Here is a 16,657-nt window from a genome sequence, read left to right on the forward strand (position 1 = left end):
TCAGCAAGGGGGCCGGGGGATGAACCGAACCGAGCCTGAAGAAGCGGAGCCCGACGCGACAGCGCGGCCACCGCTCGTCCGTGAGTTCCTGCTCGTCGCGGGACTCTTCCTCGTCTACAAGTTCGGCAGGCAGCTGGCGACCGGCCACACCGGTGAGGCCTTCCGCGACGCCCGGCACGTGTGGGACCTGGAGCGGGCGATCCACCTGCCCGGCGAGGGCCTCGTCCAGGCCCCGCTGCTGCACCGGGAAACCCTGGCGCACCTCGCGAACACCTACTACGCGACCGTCCACTTCCCCGCCACCGTGGGCTTCCTGATCTGGCTGTATCTGCGCCGCCCCGCCCACTACGTCTGGGCCCGCCGGGTCCTGGCCGCGCTCACCGCGGCCGCCCTGGTCCTGCATCTCACGTTCCCGCTCGCCCCGCCGCGGATGCTCGCGGCGACGGGACTGGTCGACACCGCCCGGGTGTACGGGCCGTCCGTGTACGGCCCTCCGTCGAGCGACCACCTCTCGAACCAGTACGCCGCGATGCCCTCGCTGCACTTCGGCTGGGCGCTGATGGTGGCGATCGGCCTGATCGCCGCGACCCGCTCACGATGGCGTCTGCTCTGGCTGCTGCATCCGCTGCTGACCCTGCTGGTGATCGTCGGCACGGCGAACCACTACTGGCTGGACGCGATCACGGCCGGCGCCATGCTCTGCCTGGCGCTCGCGGTGATCCGCCCGCCGCGCCGGACGGCCACGACCGCGGGACACGTCCACGAGGACCACGTACCGGCACAGGACCGCGCACCGGCACAGGGCCGCGCACCGGCGAAGGACCGGGTACCGGCGAAGGCGCTCGTGTCGGCGGGGGCCGTCCGATGACCGCCACCCTGGTCTCCGTCGTCCTCTCGCTGTTCTCCGCCGTCGCCTACGCGGCCGCGGCCGTCGGCCAGGAACGCCTCGCCTCCCGCACCTCCGGCTCGGGCTCCGGCACGCTGCGCCTGCTGGCCAGCGGCGCCTGGTGGAGTTCCGTCGGGCTCAACGCCGGCGCTGCTCTACTGCACGTGGTGGCCCTCAAGTACGGCCCGCTCACCGTGGTGCAGCCGCTCGGCGCGCTGACCCTGGTCGCGGCGGTGCCGTTGGGTGCCCGGCTCGCGGGCCGCCGGGTCAGCGCGAACGAGTGGCGCGGCACCGCGTACACCCTCGCCGGGCTGGCCGCGATCCTCGCCATGGCCTCGGGGTCCGCACCCGACGAGGTCCTGAGCCTGCCCGAGGCACTGGCGGTCGCCGGGGCGACGGCGGCACTCATCGGGCTGCTGTCCCGTCCGGGCGCACGGCCGGGGCTGCGGCACGCGACCGCGTCCGGCTTCGCCTCCGGGGTCGCCTCGGCGCTCACCCAGACGGTGACGGTGGCCGCGACCGACCGTTCGGGCCGGGTGCTGAGCCTGCAGGTGATCGGGGTGGCGCTGCTCGTCGCGGCCTTCGCCGCCGGCGGGCTGCTGCTGGCGCAGACCGCCTACCGGGGAGGTCTGGGCGCGCCGCTGGCGGTGGTGACGCTGGCCAACCCGGTGGCCGCCGCGGCGATCGGCCTCGCCCTGCTGGGCGAACACCTTCGGGGCGGGGCGCCGGGGGTACTGCTCGCGCTGGCCGGCGCGGGCCTGGCCGCGTTCGGTGTCGTCCTGCTGTCGCGCACGGCACCGGAGCGGCCCGCACCGGACGGCACACCCGACCCGTTCCACGCGGACGACCCGGCCGGGACGGTCGACGAGGAGCATCCCGTGGCCGCGGTGCTGGCGCTGGAACCGAGGACCGCTTCGGTCGAACCGGCGCTGCTCCCCCGCCCGCCGGGGCCGGGGCATCTGACCCCGCTGTGAGCACGTGAACACGTGAGCACGCACGGGGGAAGCCGGGAATCGGGGAGCCCGGCGCAGGACACACGAAATCCCGCGCACCGCATCACTGCGGTGCGCGGGATTTTCCGCTTCCGTGCGTAATTCCCCCGCCGTCGGCGTCAGCCGAGGCCCCTGGAGTCCTGCTTCAGGGCCGTGTCGACCGTCAGGGCCGTCGCGACCACCAGGCTCAGCAGCGGCTCGGGCAGCTGATAGTGGATCTGGAGGACGTAGTTGTCCGCGGTCGTGAAGAGGGTCTTGGCCAGGCCCTCCCAGGTCTTGGTGATCCGGGCGACCTCGTTCTCCGAGTGGTCGACGATCGCGAAGTTCCAGGCGCGCCAGTTCTCCGCCTTGATGGCACCGATCTTCTGACCGTTGACATTGATGGCGAAGTTGATCTTGCCGATCATGTTCTGCTGGACGATCTCACCGACCGGCTGACCGTCCGGACGCTGCACGACCACCCGGGACTTGAATATCTTGGCCGGGCGGGTGAGCAGCAGGACGGGCTGCCCGTAGGCGTCCCGGATCTCCAGCTTGTGGGTGAGGTACTGGTCGAGGCTGGAGACGAAGCGCAGGATCTTCCGGAACACGCCCTGGCCGACCTCGACGACCGAGCCGAGCGCGTTGCCGTTCTGATCCATGACCTTGTACTCGTTGGTCAGCTCGATCAGCTTGGCCTTCTGGTTCACCACCAGGACCGGCTCGGAGAACAGCGTGCCGCCGCCGGGACCGCTCGGGGCGACCCCGGCTTCCTGCTGCACCTGCTGCTGTACGCGCGGGTCGGCCTGCTGCGGGATGTGCGGCGCGGCGGGGGCCTGTCCGCCCTGCTTCTGGTCGGGGGCGGTCTGCTCGGTCCACTGCGCGCCGTCCCAGTAACGGAGGGTCTGAGACGCTCCGTGCGGATCGGGGTACCAGCCTGCAGGTGTGTTCGAATGCGTGGTCACCGGGGCACACTACCCTGCGCGTACGGGGACCTGACCAGTCCCCGGGAAGGGCTGTCCCCGGTGACCGCGCACCCGGTCATCCGGTGGCGAGGGCGGGATCGCTGACACCGGGTCGGCCATTCTCCACATGTCCGGCGAATCGCCGCAGATAGGCCGTGTCGGTGGCGGACGAGACCGTGAGGTCGTACCAACGTCCGCTCGCGGTCAGGTCGACCGGGTGCCGGACCGTGGCACCGGGACGCACCTTGAAGGTGCGCACGCGGCCGCCGTAGCCGTTGGCCAGCCTCAGCTCCACCGCGGCCGAACCCTTGTTGGTGAGGGTCAGCTCGACGGCGTCGCCGTGGTGGCGGGCGATGACCTCGGGGCCCGCCGCGGCCGTGCCCGACCCCTTGAAGGTGCGCAGGAAGCCGTTCGGGCCGTGCACCGTCAGGTCGTACGAGCCCGCGGAGTACGCGGTGTTCCAGGTGTCGGACACGGACTTGCCGGCTTCGGTGGTGTAGGTCCAGGGGCCGTCCGTCCGGTTGCCCGAGGTGACGAGGAAGGCCGCGCCGGCCTGGGCGCCGGAGGCGAAGGTGAGCGTGAACGTCCCGGCGTCCGGGTCGGCCGAACCGTCCACCAGCGGGGCGTACTTGAGCGGCCGGGTCGGCCGCGAGCCGCATTCCTGCCGGGGCAGCACGGGACCGGCGGGCGGGGTGGGCACGTAGTCGGGGTGGCGGTCGCCGTCCGGCGGCCGGTAGCCGTCGGTGTCCGGCAGGACGACCGGCCGGGTGTCGGCACGGGAGAAGTCGAACGCCGAGGTGAGGTCGCCGCAGACCGCACGCCGCCAGGGCGAGATGTTCGGCTCGTGCACACCGAAGCGGCGCTCCACGAACCGGATGATAGAGGTGTGGTCGAACGTCTCGGAGCAGGCGTAACCGCCCTTGCTCCAGGGCGAGACGACGAGCATCGGCACCCGCTGGCCCAGGCCGTAGGGGCCGGCGACATGGCCGCTGTCGCCCTTGAAGACGTCCGGGCCGGTGTCGACGGTGGACTTGCCCTGCGCGGCCGAGGCCGGCGGGAAGGGCGGTACCAGGTGGTCGAAGAAGCCGTCGTTCTCGTCGTACGTGATGAACAGGGCCGTGCGCGCCCAGACGGCCGGGTCGGCGGTCAGGGCGTCCAGGACCTGGGCGACGTACCAGGCGCCGTAGTTGGCGGGCCAGTTGGGGTGCTCGGTGAACGCCTCGGGGGCGACGATCCAGGAGACCTGCGGCAGCGTGCCGCCGGTGACGTCGGCCCTGAGCCGGTCGAAGAAACCCTCGCCCTTGCGGGCGTCGGTGCCGGTGCGGGCCTTGTCGTAGAGGGGCTCGCCGGGCTTGGCGTTGCGGTACTGGTCGAAGTAGAGAAGGGAGTTGTCGCCGTAGTTGCCGCGGTAGGCGTCGGGGATCCAGCCCCAGCTGCCGGCCGCGTCGAGGCCGTCGCCGACATCCTGGTAGATCTTCCAGGAGACGCCCGCCTGCTCCAGGCGTTCGGGATAGGTCGTCCAGCTGTAGCCGGCCTCGTCGTTGCCGAGGACCGGACCGCCGCCGCGGCCGTCGTTGCCGGTGTAACCGGTCCACATGTAGTAGCGGTTGGGGTCGGTGGAGCCGATGAAGGAGCAGTGGTAGGCGTCGCAGATGGTGAAGGCGTCGGCGAGCGCGTAGTGGAACGGGATGTCGTCGCGGGTCAGATACGCCATCGTCGTCGCCGACTTGGCCGGCACCCACTTGTCGTATCTGCCGCCGTCGAAGGCCGCGTGTCCGTCGTTCCAGCCGTGCGGCAGGTCCCGGAGGAAGGCCATGCCCAGGTCGTCGGCATCGGGGTGGAAGGGCAGGACGTCCTTGGTCCCGTCGGACTGGCGCCACACCGTCCGGCCGGGCGTGGGCGAGGCCGGGCGCGGGTCGCCGAAGCCGCGCACACCGCGCAGGGAGCCGAAGTAGTGGTCGAAGGATCGGTTCTCCTGCATCAGCACGACGATGTGCTCGACATCCTCGATGGACCCCGTGCGATGGTGGGCCGGGAGCGCGGAGGCCCGCGCGATGCTGCTCGACAGGGCCGTGAACGCCGTTGTGGCGCCCGCGAGTTGGAGGAAGCGGCGCCGGTTGACCTCGGACATGGTTGAGGTACCCCTCTCGTCGTGACGCACACGGCTGGCGGGAACGTGACGGGACTTGCGCGCAAGGAGTTTTCCAAGGGCGCCGAACGACAGGGAAGGGTGCGATGGCGGGGATGTGAAAGTCACCGGTACGTGCGGGTGTGCCACGGGCTGCGGGCCCGGAACGTGACAACCACCCTGTTCCTGGTATCAGTTGAACCCGGCCCTGACCTGGACGGAGCGATGAGAAACAGCACGGTATCGACCTGCGTGACACTTCTGGCCACGCTGGTGGCGGGGACGCTGACCGGATGTTCCGGGCCGCCTCCCGGCAAACCCTCCGCCGGGCCCTCCGCCGAGTCCTCCGCCGGGTTCTCCGGCAGGCCCTCCGCCGGCTCTTCCCCCGGCGAGCGCTGGCAGCCGCGCCCGGGGGTGTCCTGGCAGTGGCAGCTCGACGGCAAGGCCGACCCGACGGCCGCCGACGTGCCCGTCTACGACATCGACGGCTTCGAGAACTCCGCCGCGGACGTGGCCCGGCTGCACCGCGACGGCCGCAAGGTCATCTGTTACGTCAACGTCGGCGCCTGGGAAGACTTCCGCCCCGACCGCGGCGACTTCCCGCGGGCCCTGCTGGGCGCGTCCAACGGCTGGGAGGGCGAACGCTGGCTGGACATCCGGCAGCTCTCCGCCCTGCGGCCGATCATGGAGCGCCGCTTCGACATGTGCCGCGACAAGGGCTTCGACGCGGTGGAACCGGACCTGGTGGAGGGCTACGGCAACCACACCGGATTCCCGCTCACCGCGGACGACCAGCTCGCCTACAACCGGATGATCGCGGAAATCGCGCACGACCGGGGCCTGTCGGTGGGCCTCAAGAACGATCTTCCACAGATTCCCCGCCTGCTGCCCGACTTCGACTTCGCCGTCAACGAGGAATGCGCGCAGTACGGCGAGTGCGCCGAACTCACTCCGTTCATCAAGGCGGGCAAGGCGGTCTTCCACGTGGAGTACGAGGTGCCGACCAGCAGTTTCTGCCCGGAGTCCCGCAAGCTGAAGCTGTCGTCGATGCTGAAGAAGCGGGAACTCGGGGTGTGGCGCCGGGCCTGCTGACCCGGGCCACCCGGTCCGGGTGGCCCGAGCGCCCCGAGCGGCCCGAGTTGGCCGGTCCAGGACGGTCGGGCAGGGACCGTCGGCCCCCCTTCCATTCCCGTTCACGCCTCATTTCCATTCGCTTCCCTTTTCCGCTCGCGCCCCCCATTCGCATTCGCGTAGTGATTCACATCAGCCGGACGATTCACATGCGTCCGGCGATCCGCATTAGCATTCTCATTCGCCCCACACGCCCCACCGATTCACCGTCGCCCCTTATTGACGAAATGAAACACCTCTCCCCTTCCGGGCACTTCATCCTTTAAACTCACCGATATCACGTCATGAAGCGCGCTGGGGGCGCGCTTTTGGGGGAGTTGATCGTCGTGCGCCGTAGACCGTTTCTCGCCGCCCTGCTGGGCTGCGCCGCTCTTCTCTTTTCGCTCGCCATATCGGCGGCACCGGCCGGCGCCGCCGACCCGGCGGCGCCGTACGTCGAGCTGGCACCCGCTTCCGGCCAGGTGGTGCCCGGGGGCACCCCGCTGGCCGTGGACGCGCTGTTCCACAACACACTGGACACCGACATCACGGACAGCTTCATCGTCGCCGTCGGGCTGCGACTGGCGCCGCCCGCAACGGCATTGACGCCCGATCAGGTCACCGTGGAGTGGTACGACTCGGCCGCGTCCGTGTGGCGCGCGGTGGAGCTGACGCCGAGCGAGACCGCGCTCACCGGGTACCTCAGCACGGACGCCGGCCTGCCTTCGGTGGGCTCGCTCCCGGCGGGCGGCACCGCCCGGATCGCCCTGCGTGTCTCGCTGGCCGCCGCGGTACCGGCCGGAACCACCCTCCAGTTCGTCGCCCAGGGACTCATCCAGCCTTTCCCGGAGATCGATCCGGTGCTCCTGATGGACGGCAAGGCGTCCTATTCCGTCGTCGCGAAGACGACGCCCAGCACCTCGGCGAGCACCACACCGAGCGGGTCGGCGACACCGAGCGGCAGCGCATCCGCCTCCGCCTCCGCCACCCCGTCAGCCTCCGCCTCCGCCACCACGTCCGCGGCACCCACGTTCTCCGACGCGCCCGCTCCCTCGCCTTTGTCCGGCGGTACGGAGGGCGACCAGCTCGCCGACACCGGCACGCCCGGCCTGACCGCCGTGGCCGGCGCGGCCACGCTCGTGTGCGCGGCCGGCACCGCCCTCGCGCTGACCCTGCGCCTGCGCCGCGACCGACGGGGCTGACGGGGCTGGCCTGCGCGGCCCGGGGCCGTCCGACGCCTGGGCGCCGGTCACTCCGGCGACGGGTCGTGGGCCATGGGACACGGCCCGTCGCGCACTCCGCATGACAGGGCGCCCACGCGCCCTGAAGGTCCGTCCCCACGGGAGGAACTCATGCACCACCGCACCGGGCAGGACGTCCTGCGCGACGTGACACGTCGCCTGGCCCCGGCCGAACTGACGAAACTGGACGAGACCTGCCGGGCCTACACCGCCCGGCCCTACCCGCCGCAGCCGATGCACCGGCCCGCCGCCGATCCACTGGGCGCCGGTATCGAGACGACCGTCCTGCTGCCGATCCTCGTGCCGGTCGTGGCGCAGGTCCTCGCCGACCTCGCCTCGGGGAGTATCCGGGCACACGGCAGCCGGCTGGCCCGACGCTGGCGGCGGTACCGCTCACGCCACGCCGCGGCCGAGGAGCGACGCGAGGCGCTGCACAACTCCGTGCCCGAACTCGGCGGCGTGACACGGCAGGAGCTCACGGACTGGGCGCTGGCCCAGGGCCGCGCCGCCGGTCTGGCGCACGCCCAGGCCGAGACGTGCGCCCACATCATCGTCGTGGCCGTGATCCCGCCGGCCGAGGCCCCGGCCGCACCGTCCCCCGACGGACCGGACGACGCTCAGACACCCACGAGCCCACCCGCGTCATGACCACCACGCCGGACGCCACGCCGGACGCCGGCCCTCCCCCCACCACCCCTTCACCCGCCACCTCTCCCGGCGCCGACCCGCGCGCCGTCGCCCGCGCGCTCGTGTCCAGCCCGCTGCCCCTGCCGACCACCACCCGGCTGGCGCTGCTGGTCCTCGTCGCGGGCGCCGGAGCCTCGTTCGGCGCCTGGTGGTGGCTGGTGCTGGGGCAGGACAACTGGCCGGCCGCCCAGCTCGCCTGTCTGCCCGCCGCCGGGGCGTCCCCCGACGCGGTGCTCGCCCGGTTCACCGGCTGCGTCGACGACGTCCGGCTGGCCCAGGCCGCCGTGGTCCTGAGCGGGCCGCTCGCCCTGCTGGTCCTCGCCCTGCTCCACCGGGCCGCCAAGGTCCGGCTGGAGCTGTGGTGGTGGAAGGCGAGGCCCGCCGAAAAAGACTCCTCGCTCCGCGACCGGCTCACCGCGGCCCTGGCCGACCCGGACGGGCCCCGGCCGGCGCTGTGGGTGCGCGAGCGGCGCATCGGGGTCCAGGCCCGCGCGTCGGGCACCCGGCGCAGGCCGTGGATCGTGGCCGACTCCCACGTCTCCAACCTCCCCGACCGGCAGATCGAGGCGATGTTCCGGCACGAGCTGACCCATCTGCGCCTGCGGGACGTGGGCCGGGTACGGCTGGCCACCGCGGCCTGGTGGGTCCTGCTCACGGCCGTCGTCCTGCCGGTCGGCGTCGCACTGCTGGTCAAGCCCGCCCTGCTCGGCACCGGGCTGCTGGTACGGATGGCGGTCGTCCTGCTGACCGTACGGCTCACCCTGTACGCGGTGCTGCGCGTGCGGGAGTACGACGCCGATCTCGGCGCCGACGCGGATCCCCGTGCGCCGCAGGGCGCGGCCGCCGACCACATCGGCTCCGACCGGTCGCCGGACCTGCGCCGACGGCTGCGGCGGGCCGTGGGTCTCGCCAGCCATCCCACCCCCGCGGCCCGCCTCGACGTGCTCGCCGACCCGGCGCGGTCCTGGGGCGTCTCGCCCTTCGAGTCGCTGGCCACGGGCCTGGCCGCGGGCCTGCTCTTCACCGATCTCGCCCTGCTGGTCGCCGCCCTGATGCCGACGCGGACCCAGCTCGCGTACACCGTGACAGGACTGCTGACCGGCTGGTTGATCGCCGCCGTGGCGACCGTGGCGTGGTGGCGGGCCACCGCGGTGGGCCACCGGGACGCGACCGGCCGGCGCGCGGCCCAGGCAGGGGCGTTGCTCGGCCTCGGCCTGCTCGCCGGGAGTCAGTTGTCCGGGCGGGCGGCCGGTGACTGGGTGCGCGACACCAGGACCGCCGACGGACTGGCCACCGAGCTCTCCCTGGCCGGCGTTCCGGCGGCGCAGGTGCTGGCGCTCGCGGCGGCCCTGGTGATCGGCGGCGCGCTGTTCGCGCTGTGGACCACGAGCCTCGCCCGTGCCGCGCAGGCCGCGGTGAGCGGGCCGCGCTCGGCCGCTCTGTGCACGGCGGTCGTGGTGCTGTCCGGGCTCCTGCTCGCCGTACCGCTGGGCAGTTGGTTCCTGTTCGCCCGGCTGACCGCGGCCCGTGCCGAGGCGGACATCCGCTGGAGCGTGGTCGACTCGCCCTGGTGGGTGACGGGCGTCGCGGTGAGCGTCATCGGCGCGCTGATCCCCCTCGTCCGGCCGGTCCTGCGCCCGGGCGGCCGGACGCGGGCCACCGGGACAGCCGCGGCCCCCGGGCAGCACCGCGAGGCAGCCCTCGCCGTACGCCGGTCGCGCCCCGTTCCGGTGCTCGCTCTCGTGCTCTCGGGCGCGCTCGTCATGGCGGGGGCCGGGTGGGCGGCGTTCGGCGGCCGGTTCGCCCAGCCGTCGGCGGTGCAGTCGTCCGCGCCGCGGAGCACGCCGGGGGCCGCGCCCTCGACGGCCGCGCCGGGCACCAGTCCCTCGGTGGCCCCCACCACGGCCAGCGACTCACCGGACGCCTCCGGTGACCCGACCGTGCCCTTGGACCGACTCCCCGTTCTCCCGCCCAAGGCGGAGCAGACGAAGCAGTTCCGCTCGGACCCCGCCAATGTGTGCTTCGTGCTGACCGTCGGCGGAACCGGCATCTGGACCGACCCGGAGAACCGGCGCGAAACGGCAGAGCTGCTGGGTGGCCTCGACGACACCGTGCTGCGGGCCGCGTCCGCCGTCCTGCTGCGCGATCCGACCGGCCCCGTGGACAACGAGGCGGTGATCGCCTCGTACCTCCGCTGCGACCTCTACTACCGCTACCACCGCTGACCCACGGCCCGGGCGGCGGCTCCGCCCGGCCTCGACCCACCTGCCCCAGCTGCCCGGCCTGCCCAGGAGGCACGCGTGAACCGGACGCCCGCTTCGAGGTTCCCTGTCGGCCGACGCCGGTACCCCGCCGCCGTACCGCTCGTGGTGACGGTGCTGGCCACCGCCCTGACCGCGTGCGGCGGCACGTCCGACGGGTCGGGCACGGTCGTACCGTCCCAACCCATCGCGTCCGCACCCTCCGACACCGGCGCCTCTCCCACCGCTCCGGGTTCAGCCTCCGGGACGCCCGCAACCTCGGCCCCCGCCTCCGCCTCCGCTTCTGCGGCATCGCACGCTCCCGGCGGGTCGGGGAACGGATCGGGAGGCACCGGCGGAACCAGCGGGGCCGGCGGCACGAACGGGTCCGGCGGCTCGGGCGGCTCGGGCGGTTCCGGCACGTCCGGCGGGTCCGGTGGGTCGGGCCGTCCACCCACCCGAACCGCGACCCCCAAGCCCCCGTCGCCCCCTCCCCTGACGACAGCCCTTCTGACGACCGCTCAACTGCCTTCCGGCTACGTGAAGACGGTGCTCCAGAACGATCCGCCCACCCGCTCCGACCACGTCGGCTGTCTCAACACGCTCAACGCCCTGGAGTCCTACCGCACCACCCGCGCGGGCACCGTCGAGGCCAGGGTCACCTTCGCCCAGAGCCAGAGCGGTCCCTTCCTCCAGGAAGTACTGCGCCGCTCGCCCGGCCGGGGCGCGCGCGACGAGCTGGGGCACGCGGCGAACGCGCTGTCCGGGTGCGCCACGTTCAGCATCGGCTGGAGCGACGGGATGACCGGCACGGAACACGTGTCGGTGCTCGGCCCGGCGGGGATCGGCGACGTCTCGTGGCATGCCACGATCACCGTGACCACCGAGACGTTCACCGTGCAGGAGAACCTGGTCCTGGTGGTCGTCGGTACGACCCTGGTGATCCTCAGCGAGGCCGCCAGCCCCACGGCCCCCGCCCGCTCCCGCACCCTGTCCCTGGCCCGCACCGCGGCGGCCCGGCTGCGCTGAGGCCTGGCGGGGCACCCGACATCACACCCGACCCGTCTGACAGTGACGAACACCCGGTTGCGCGAGAACAGCAATCCGAAACGGCCCACCGGAGAATCCGGCGGACCGTTACGAAAGAGCGAGACTAGGACTTACCGTCACTCCGCTTGGATATCCACAATCTGACCGTCTTCCCGATCCTCCACAGCAAGGTGATGGTGAAGAGAGCGAAGACGGACAGGCGGAACACTTCGTCAGCGAATATCCGGCTGGGGTGATCCAGCAGCTGCACCCCGATGACCAGCCATCGCCAGAAGTGGGCGACTCGCCCCATCAGCCGAAATGGCTGTATCGCCGGGACTGGGTGCGCCACGTCCTGAACCATGGTCCACGAAGGGCGTGGTTGTGCATGCGCTCCCCCTCGAAGCCGGCAATGGAGCGCAGCGTGGGGGGATCTGCGTCGAGCATCGAAGCGGTGACTGTCCACTTGGGCATGGCGGCAACCTTCCGCGAGAAGGGGACCCGGCCATCGCGCGGATGACCGGGCCCGTGGAAGAAGGATGAGAGGGCTGGAGCGCTACTTCAGGTACACCAGTGCGTCGGTGGTGATGGTCGGGCGTCCCGTGGTGGCGACGACGACGATCTTGATGGTGTGGCCGGCACTGGCGGGCCAGGTCTTGGTCCACGCCACGTCGCGGTACTTGGTGGTGCTGGACGCCAGGTCGACGGTGGCCGTCCTGACGCCGTCGACGTAGACGTACGCCTGGCCGGACGTGCCGGCGCGGGAGACCACCCAGGCGGCCGAGCGGCCGGTGAACGTCCAGCTGATCGAGGCGTTCTTGGTGCTGGAGGTGTAGGACTTGCCGCCCAGGTAGCTGGTGGAGGACTTGGCGGTCCAGGTGCCGGTCCGGGTGGCGGAGGTCTCCTGGAGGATGACCGGGGTGGCCGAGGTGGTCGCGGTGGCGGTGTTGCCGGCCTGGTCGTAGCCGGTCATCGACCAGGTGGTGGCGGTGCCGGAGTTCGAGGTCAGTGCGGCGGTGTAGGTGGTGGGGCCGTAGGTGTGCGCGGACGGGCTCGTCAGACGCACCTCCTTCAGCGCCGCGGCGTCGGTGGCCTTCCAGCCCAGAGTGACGGGAACGGCGGTGGTGTTGACGGTGCCGGTGGTCAGCGTCACCGCAGGCTTCGTGGTGAAGGCGGGTGCGGTGGTGTCGGCGACGACGGTGGCGTTGGGGGTCACCGCGGTGCGGCCCGAGATGTGCACCGCTCGTACGGCGACGGTGTGGGTGCCCGCGGTCAGGGTCAGCGAGGCGGAGGTGGCGGTGGGGCCGGGGGTGGCCGCGACCTTGCCGTCGACGATCACCTCGTACCGCTTGACGAGCGATGCCGGCGAGGTGATGGCCCAGTTCACCGTGAGCGGGCCCTTGGTGTAGGCGGTCGTGCCGGAGACTCCGGCCTGGCCGAAGGTCTTGAGGGCGAGTCCGGTGACGGGGCCGCCGGCGAGGGTGGGGCATATCCGGGCAGCGCTCCGAATCGGCCTTTTGTATCGGCCCTTCCGTCGGACGGAAGCCGTATTGCGTCCCCGTGACGCCCTTCCCGACGATGCCCCCACCACCCAGTGACGGGAGCCGCAGCCATGCCGCACATCACCGCCTTCGCCAGGAACCAGTGGTACGTCGCCGCCTACAGTCACGAGGTGGGGCGCGCGGAGCTGCTCGGGCGGACGGTTCTCGGGGAACCGCTGGTCCTGTACCGGACGGAGGCGGACGGGACGCCGGTGGCACTGCACGACCGCTGTGTGCACCGGCGCTTCCCGCTGTCGGAGAGCCGGCTGGACGGCGACCGGATCGTGTGCGGCTACCACGGCTTCACGTACGACACCACGGGCACCTGCGTGTACGTGCCGGGACAGCGGCGCATCCCGCGCACGGCCCGCGTCGCCTCCTACCCGGTGGCCGAGCTGGACTCGCTGGTGTGGGTGTGGATCGGCGACCCGGCGTCGGCCGACCCGCAGACGATTCCGCGCGCCCGCCATCTCGACTCCCCCGGCTGGACCACGGTCCGGGGCATGGAACCGATCGACGCCGACTACGGGCTGCTGGTCGACAACCTCCTCGACCTCTCCCACGAGACGTATCTGCACGGCGGCTACATCGGCACGCCCGAGGTCGCCGAGACACCGATCAGCACCGAGGTGGACGAGGGTGCGGGGGTGGTGCGGGTGAGCCGGCACATGGACGACGCCGAGTGCCCGCCGTTCTACGCCCGGTCGACCGGTATCGAGGGCCGGATCACCCGCTGGCAGGACATCGAGTACCACGCGCCGTGCCTGTATCTGCTGCACAGCCGGATCGCCCCGGCCGGAGTGCTGCCCGAGGCGGACGGCAGCGACCCGCACGGCTTCCACACCGAGATCACGTACGCGATCACGCCGGCGTCCGACGGCAGGGTGTACGACTTCTGGGCGGTCTCGCGGGACTGGGCGACGGACGACGAGGAGGTCACCGAGTTCCTGCGGAGCAACAACCACACCGTCGTCATGCAGGACGTCGACGCGCTCCACCTGCTCCAGCGCACGCTCGGCACCGAGCGCACCGGTTACCAGGAGCTGAGCATCAACATCGACACCGGTGGTCTGGCCGCCCGCCGCATCCTCGCCCGGCTGGTCGAGGAGGGCGACAAGCCGGCGGAACGGGCCCGGTGAGCGGCCTCCCGCCGCGGGAACCGCGCGAGATCTACCGGGTCGACTGGCTGCCGGGGACCGACGTGCTGCACGGCACCTGCCACTGCGGGGCCGAGCACCGCGCACAGGACCCGGTCGAGATGTGGGAGTGGATGCTCGGCCACCCCGAGGGACACCAGCCCCGAGGGGACCGTTCATGACCGACCCTGAAGTCGAACTCGTCGTCGACCGCGCGGAGTTCGCGGCCGAAGACGTACTCGCCCTGACCCTGCGCCACCCCCGGGGCGACCTGCTCCCCGACTGGGAGCCCGGCGCCCACATCGACCTGCTGCTCGGCCCGGACCTGGAGCGGCAGTACTCGCTGTGCGGCGATCCGGCGGACCGTAGCGCGTGGCGGATCGCGGTGCTGCGGGAGCCGGACGGGCGGGGCGGATCCGCCCACGTGCACGAGCGGTTGAGGCAGGGCGACCCGGTGCGGGTGCGCGGGCCGCGCAACCACTTCGCCCTGCGGCCGGCCGCCCGGTACCTCTTCGTCGCGGGCGGCATCGGGATCACCCCGATCCTGCCGATGGTGGCGGCCGCCCAGGCCCGGGGCGCGCGCTGGTCGCTGCTGTACGGCGGGCGCAGCCGCAGATCCATGGCGTTCGCCGGGGAGTTGGCCGGGTACGGGGAGCAGGTCACCGTCGTGCCCGAGGACGAGTGCGGTCTGCTCGACCTCGGCCCGGCCCTCGACGCGCTGGCCGACGACACCCTGGTCTACTGCTGCGGACCGGGCGCGCTGCTCGACGCCGTCGAGGCGCGGTGTCCGTCCGGTGTCCTGCACGTCGAGCGGTTCCGGCCGGAACCGCGGCGAACGGGCCAGGAGGGCGCGTCCGAGGGCGAGTTCGCGTTCGAGGTCGAGCTGGCGCTGAGCGGTCGTACGGTGACCGTCGCCCCGGGCGTCTCCGTGCTGGAGGCCGTGCGTGCCGCCGGTGTCGAGGTGCTCTACTCCTGCACCGAGGGAACCTGCGGCACCTGCGAGACGGACGTGCTCGAAGGCACCCCGGAGCACCGGGACTCCGTGCTGACGGACCAGGAGCGGGCGGCGGGCGCGACCATGATGATCTGCGTCTCCCGCTGCCGGGGGAATCGGCTGGTGCTGGAGCTGTGATCCGGCCCGGCGGGCTCAGCGGGTGACGATCCCGACGAAGAGATTGATGGCGCTGGCGAGAATGCTGGTGCCGAAGACGTACGACAGCAGGCAGTGCCGCAGCGCCATGGCGCGGATCCTGGTGCTCGACACGCTGGTGTCCGAGACCTGGTACGTCATGCCCAGGTTGTAGCTGAAGTAGAAGAAGTCCCGGTACGCCGGCGGCTCGCGGGAGTTGAAGTCGATCCCGCCCGTGGACTGCGGGTAGTAGAGGTAGGCGTACCGGGTCGCGTACATCAGGTGCAGGGCCGACCAGGCGGCGAACACGCCGAGGAGCGCGGTCACGGCGTGCGCGGGGTCGGAGTTGCCGAGCAGCAGCACGACGATGCCGATCAGTCCGCACACCGCGGATCCGATCACGGCCAGTTCCTCGGCGACGGGCCGCAGATCCTCGCGCCGGGCGTGCCGGTGCGTGGCGGTGGCGTCCATCGGCCACAGCAGGATCCAGCCCGTCACCACGAAGAAGGCCTCGGTCGCGGCGATGCCGGCCAGGACGCCCAGCGGTACGTCGGTCGGCAGGGCGACGGCGGCACCCACCACGGCCCCGACGAGCCCGGCGCAGGCCAGCCGTGGGATGGCGGAGAGCGGCAGCCACATACGCATAGTTCCGGACATTAACGGACACTCTCGGTTCCGGCGTCCATGACGTCTCGGCGATCCGTCCGCCCGCTCCGGGCGAGCGCTTCCGACGCGGTCCCGGGCCAGGGCTTCCGCCGCGGTCCCGGGCCAGGGCTTGTCCGGCGGATCAGGCCGGACAAGCTCTAGCCCGCATGGGCCATCGGGCGCGCGCTCCCCGGCGGCTGACGGCAGGGTGTTGGTGCGGGCCAGAACCGCCCACCAGGGACGACCAGCACCTCAAGGCCGGGAGGATCCATGCGGGAGAAGCCGCTGAGTAAGATCGGCGAAGAGCTGTTGCGCCTGCGCCACGGTTTGTCGCGCACCTCGGAGCACCGCTCGCCGGCCGTCGGTTTCGGTATCGACAGAGAGCTGGCGAGCGGCTTCCTGGACGACAACCTCTCGCCGCAGCAGCAGGTGCAACTGGCCCACGAGGTGGCCGGAATGCTGCCCTTCCACTGGTCGCAGACCAACACCTACGCGTCGGTCATGTCGCAGATCATGAACCATGTCGGCAGCCAGCAGAAGCTGATGCGCTGGCTGGACGGTTTCCCCGGCCTCCCCCGGCTGACGGCCAGGCTGTACGTCGTGATGGGTCTGCTCGACGAGTTCAGCGACAGGCCCGCCGTGGTGACCGCGCTCCGCGAGTTCCGCGAACAGACGCCGGTCCCGCCCGGCCTCCAGGGCTGTCTGCTGCCGGAGACGGACGACGAGACGCTCGCCGGGCTCGCCTTCCGGATCGAGGAGCATCTCGCCGACCAGGAGATGGACAAGGCCGTGGAGATCGCCCTGGCCACGACCGACTTCCTGAGGCGCGTCGCGCCGCGCGCCACGGAACTCGACCCCTCGGTCGACGACATGGGCGAGCTGATGACGCACAGCCACCAGGACATCCAGGACGCGGCCGCCGAGGCTGGCTCCTGAGGCGCCCGCCTCG

At 72.0% G+C, this 16,657-nt stretch carries 14 protein-coding genes and 1 pseudogene; 11 read left to right on the forward strand and 4 right to left on the reverse strand.

The window, feature by feature from the left end; genetic code table 11:
• Nucleotides 1-19: 19 nt before the first annotated feature.
• On the forward strand, nucleotides 20-868 hold the full coding sequence (locus tag ACZ7OY_RS07855; protein WP_471910572.1) for a phosphatase PAP2 family protein: 849 nt from the start codon (nucleotides 20-22) through the stop codon (nucleotides 866-868).
• Nucleotides 865-1,860: a hypothetical protein gene (locus ACZ7OY_RS07860; RefSeq protein WP_471910573.1), complete on the forward strand. Its 996-nt coding sequence runs from the start codon at nucleotides 865-867 to the stop codon at nucleotides 1,858-1,860. The genes ACZ7OY_RS07855 and ACZ7OY_RS07860 overlap by 4 nt, the downstream gene beginning before the upstream one ends.
• A gap of 137 nt (nucleotides 1,861-1,997) precedes the next feature.
• On the opposite strand, the gene ACZ7OY_RS07865 is transcribed toward ACZ7OY_RS07860, so the two are convergent.
• Both ACZ7OY_RS07865 and ACZ7OY_RS07870 read right to left on the reverse strand, forming a co-directional pair.
• Entirely contained in the window at nucleotides 1,998-2,822 is an 825-nt protein-coding gene (locus tag ACZ7OY_RS07865) for an LURP-one-related family protein (protein WP_471910574.1), read from the reverse strand.
• Between the two features lie 76 nt (nucleotides 2,823-2,898).
• Nucleotides 2,899-4,953 carry a phosphocholine-specific phospholipase C gene (locus tag ACZ7OY_RS07870; protein WP_471910575.1) on the reverse strand — a complete coding sequence of 685 codons (2,055 nt, stop codon included), beginning with the start codon at nucleotides 4,951-4,953 and terminating at the stop codon, nucleotides 2,899-2,901.
• Nucleotides 4,954-5,175: 222 nt separating this feature from the next.
• On the opposite strand from ACZ7OY_RS07870, the gene ACZ7OY_RS07875 reads away from it, so the two are divergent.
• The 5 genes from ACZ7OY_RS07875 to ACZ7OY_RS07895 all read left to right on the forward strand — a co-directional run bounded on the left by ACZ7OY_RS07875 (nucleotide 5,176) and on the right by ACZ7OY_RS07895 (nucleotide 11,257).
• Nucleotides 5,176-6,042 carry an endo alpha-1,4 polygalactosaminidase gene (locus tag ACZ7OY_RS07875; protein WP_471910576.1) on the forward strand — a complete coding sequence of 289 codons (867 nt, stop codon included), beginning with the start codon at nucleotides 5,176-5,178 and terminating at the stop codon, nucleotides 6,040-6,042.
• A 365-nt stretch (nucleotides 6,043-6,407) separates the two neighbouring features.
• Complete coding sequence (locus ACZ7OY_RS07880) at nucleotides 6,408-7,262, forward strand: hypothetical protein (RefSeq protein ID WP_471910577.1); 855 nt, start codon at nucleotides 6,408-6,410, stop codon at nucleotides 7,260-7,262.
• A 150-nt stretch (nucleotides 7,263-7,412) separates the two neighbouring features.
• On the forward strand, nucleotides 7,413-7,949 hold the full coding sequence (locus tag ACZ7OY_RS07885) for a hypothetical protein (protein ID WP_471910578.1): 537 nt from the start codon (nucleotides 7,413-7,415) through the stop codon (nucleotides 7,947-7,949).
• Nucleotides 7,946-10,213: a hypothetical protein gene (locus ACZ7OY_RS07890; protein ID WP_471910579.1), complete on the forward strand. Its 2,268-nt coding sequence runs from the start codon at nucleotides 7,946-7,948 to the stop codon at nucleotides 10,211-10,213. Before ACZ7OY_RS07885 ends, ACZ7OY_RS07890 begins: the two co-directional genes overlap by 4 nt.
• A 555-nt stretch (nucleotides 10,214-10,768) precedes the next feature.
• On the forward strand, nucleotides 10,769-11,257 hold the full coding sequence (locus ACZ7OY_RS07895; RefSeq protein WP_471910580.1) for a hypothetical protein: 489 nt from the start codon (nucleotides 10,769-10,771) through the stop codon (nucleotides 11,255-11,257).
• A gap of 556 nt (nucleotides 11,258-11,813) precedes the next feature.
• Here ACZ7OY_RS07895 and ACZ7OY_RS07900 read toward each other — a convergent pair.
• Nucleotides 11,814-12,740 (reverse strand): annotated as a pseudogene (locus ACZ7OY_RS07900) (N-acetylmuramoyl-L-alanine amidase); the annotation flags it as partial.
• A gap of 129 nt (nucleotides 12,741-12,869) precedes the next feature.
• On the opposite strand from ACZ7OY_RS07900, the gene ACZ7OY_RS07905 reads away from it, so the two are divergent.
• The 3 genes from ACZ7OY_RS07905 to ACZ7OY_RS07915 are packed head-to-tail and all read left to right on the forward strand — an operon-like array spanning nucleotide 12,870 to nucleotide 15,066.
• Complete coding sequence (locus tag ACZ7OY_RS07905) at nucleotides 12,870-13,937, forward strand: aromatic ring-hydroxylating dioxygenase subunit alpha (RefSeq protein WP_471910581.1); 1,068 nt, start codon at nucleotides 12,870-12,872, stop codon at nucleotides 13,935-13,937.
• Nucleotides 13,934-14,116, forward strand: a complete 183-nt coding sequence (locus tag ACZ7OY_RS07910; RefSeq protein WP_471910582.1) for a hypothetical protein — start codon at nucleotides 13,934-13,936, stop codon at nucleotides 14,114-14,116. Before ACZ7OY_RS07905 ends, ACZ7OY_RS07910 begins: the two co-directional genes overlap by 4 nt.
• Nucleotides 14,113-15,066 (forward strand): PDR/VanB family oxidoreductase, encoded by a 954-nt coding sequence (locus ACZ7OY_RS07915; RefSeq protein WP_471910583.1) that lies wholly within the window; start codon nucleotides 14,113-14,115, stop codon nucleotides 15,064-15,066. Before ACZ7OY_RS07910 ends, ACZ7OY_RS07915 begins: the two co-directional genes overlap by 4 nt.
• 15 nt (nucleotides 15,067-15,081) lie before the next feature.
• Here the strand turns inward: ACZ7OY_RS07915 and ACZ7OY_RS07920 are convergent, their stop codons facing one another.
• Entirely contained in the window at nucleotides 15,082-15,720 is a 639-nt protein-coding gene (locus ACZ7OY_RS07920; RefSeq protein WP_471910584.1) for a DUF1345 domain-containing protein, read from the reverse strand.
• Between the two features lie 258 nt (nucleotides 15,721-15,978).
• Here ACZ7OY_RS07920 and ACZ7OY_RS07925 point away from each other — a divergent pair, with 258 nt between their 5' ends.
• Nucleotides 15,979-16,644, forward strand: coding sequence for a hypothetical protein (locus ACZ7OY_RS07925; RefSeq protein WP_471910585.1), 666 nt, complete (start codon nucleotides 15,979-15,981; stop codon nucleotides 16,642-16,644).
• Nucleotides 16,645-16,657 lie beyond the last annotated feature (13 nt).

It is taken from the genome of Streptomyces sp. NPDC107559, assembly GCF_055657365.1.

Bases quoted from the DNA above. Each gene is read 5' to 3' on its own strand.
- ACZ7OY_RS07855 (WP_471910572.1), top strand. From the start codon at position 20: ATGAACCGAACCGAGCCTGAAGAAGCGGAGCCCGACGCGACAGCGCGG.
- ACZ7OY_RS07860 (WP_471910573.1), top strand. From the start codon at position 865: ATGACCGCCACCCTGGTCTCCGTCGTCCTCTCGCTGTTCTCCGCCGTC.
- ACZ7OY_RS07870 (WP_471910575.1), bottom strand. From the start codon at position 4,953: ATGTCCGAGGTCAACCGGCGCCGCTTCCTCCAACTCGCGGGCGCCACA.
- ACZ7OY_RS07875 (WP_471910576.1), top strand. From the start codon at position 5,176: ATGAGAAACAGCACGGTATCGACCTGCGTGACACTTCTGGCCACGCTG.
- ACZ7OY_RS07885 (WP_471910578.1), top strand. From the start codon at position 7,413: ATGCACCACCGCACCGGGCAGGACGTCCTGCGCGACGTGACACGTCGC.
- ACZ7OY_RS07890 (WP_471910579.1), top strand. From the start codon at position 7,946: ATGACCACCACGCCGGACGCCACGCCGGACGCCGGCCCTCCCCCCACC.
- ACZ7OY_RS07905 (WP_471910581.1), top strand. From the start codon at position 12,870: ATGCCGCACATCACCGCCTTCGCCAGGAACCAGTGGTACGTCGCCGCC.
- ACZ7OY_RS07915 (WP_471910583.1), top strand. From the start codon at position 14,113: ATGACCGACCCTGAAGTCGAACTCGTCGTCGACCGCGCGGAGTTCGCG.
- ACZ7OY_RS07920 (WP_471910584.1), bottom strand. From the start codon at position 15,720: ATGTCCGGAACTATGCGTATGTGGCTGCCGCTCTCCGCCATCCCACGG.
- ACZ7OY_RS07925 (WP_471910585.1), top strand. From the start codon at position 15,979: ATGCGGGAGAAGCCGCTGAGTAAGATCGGCGAAGAGCTGTTGCGCCTG.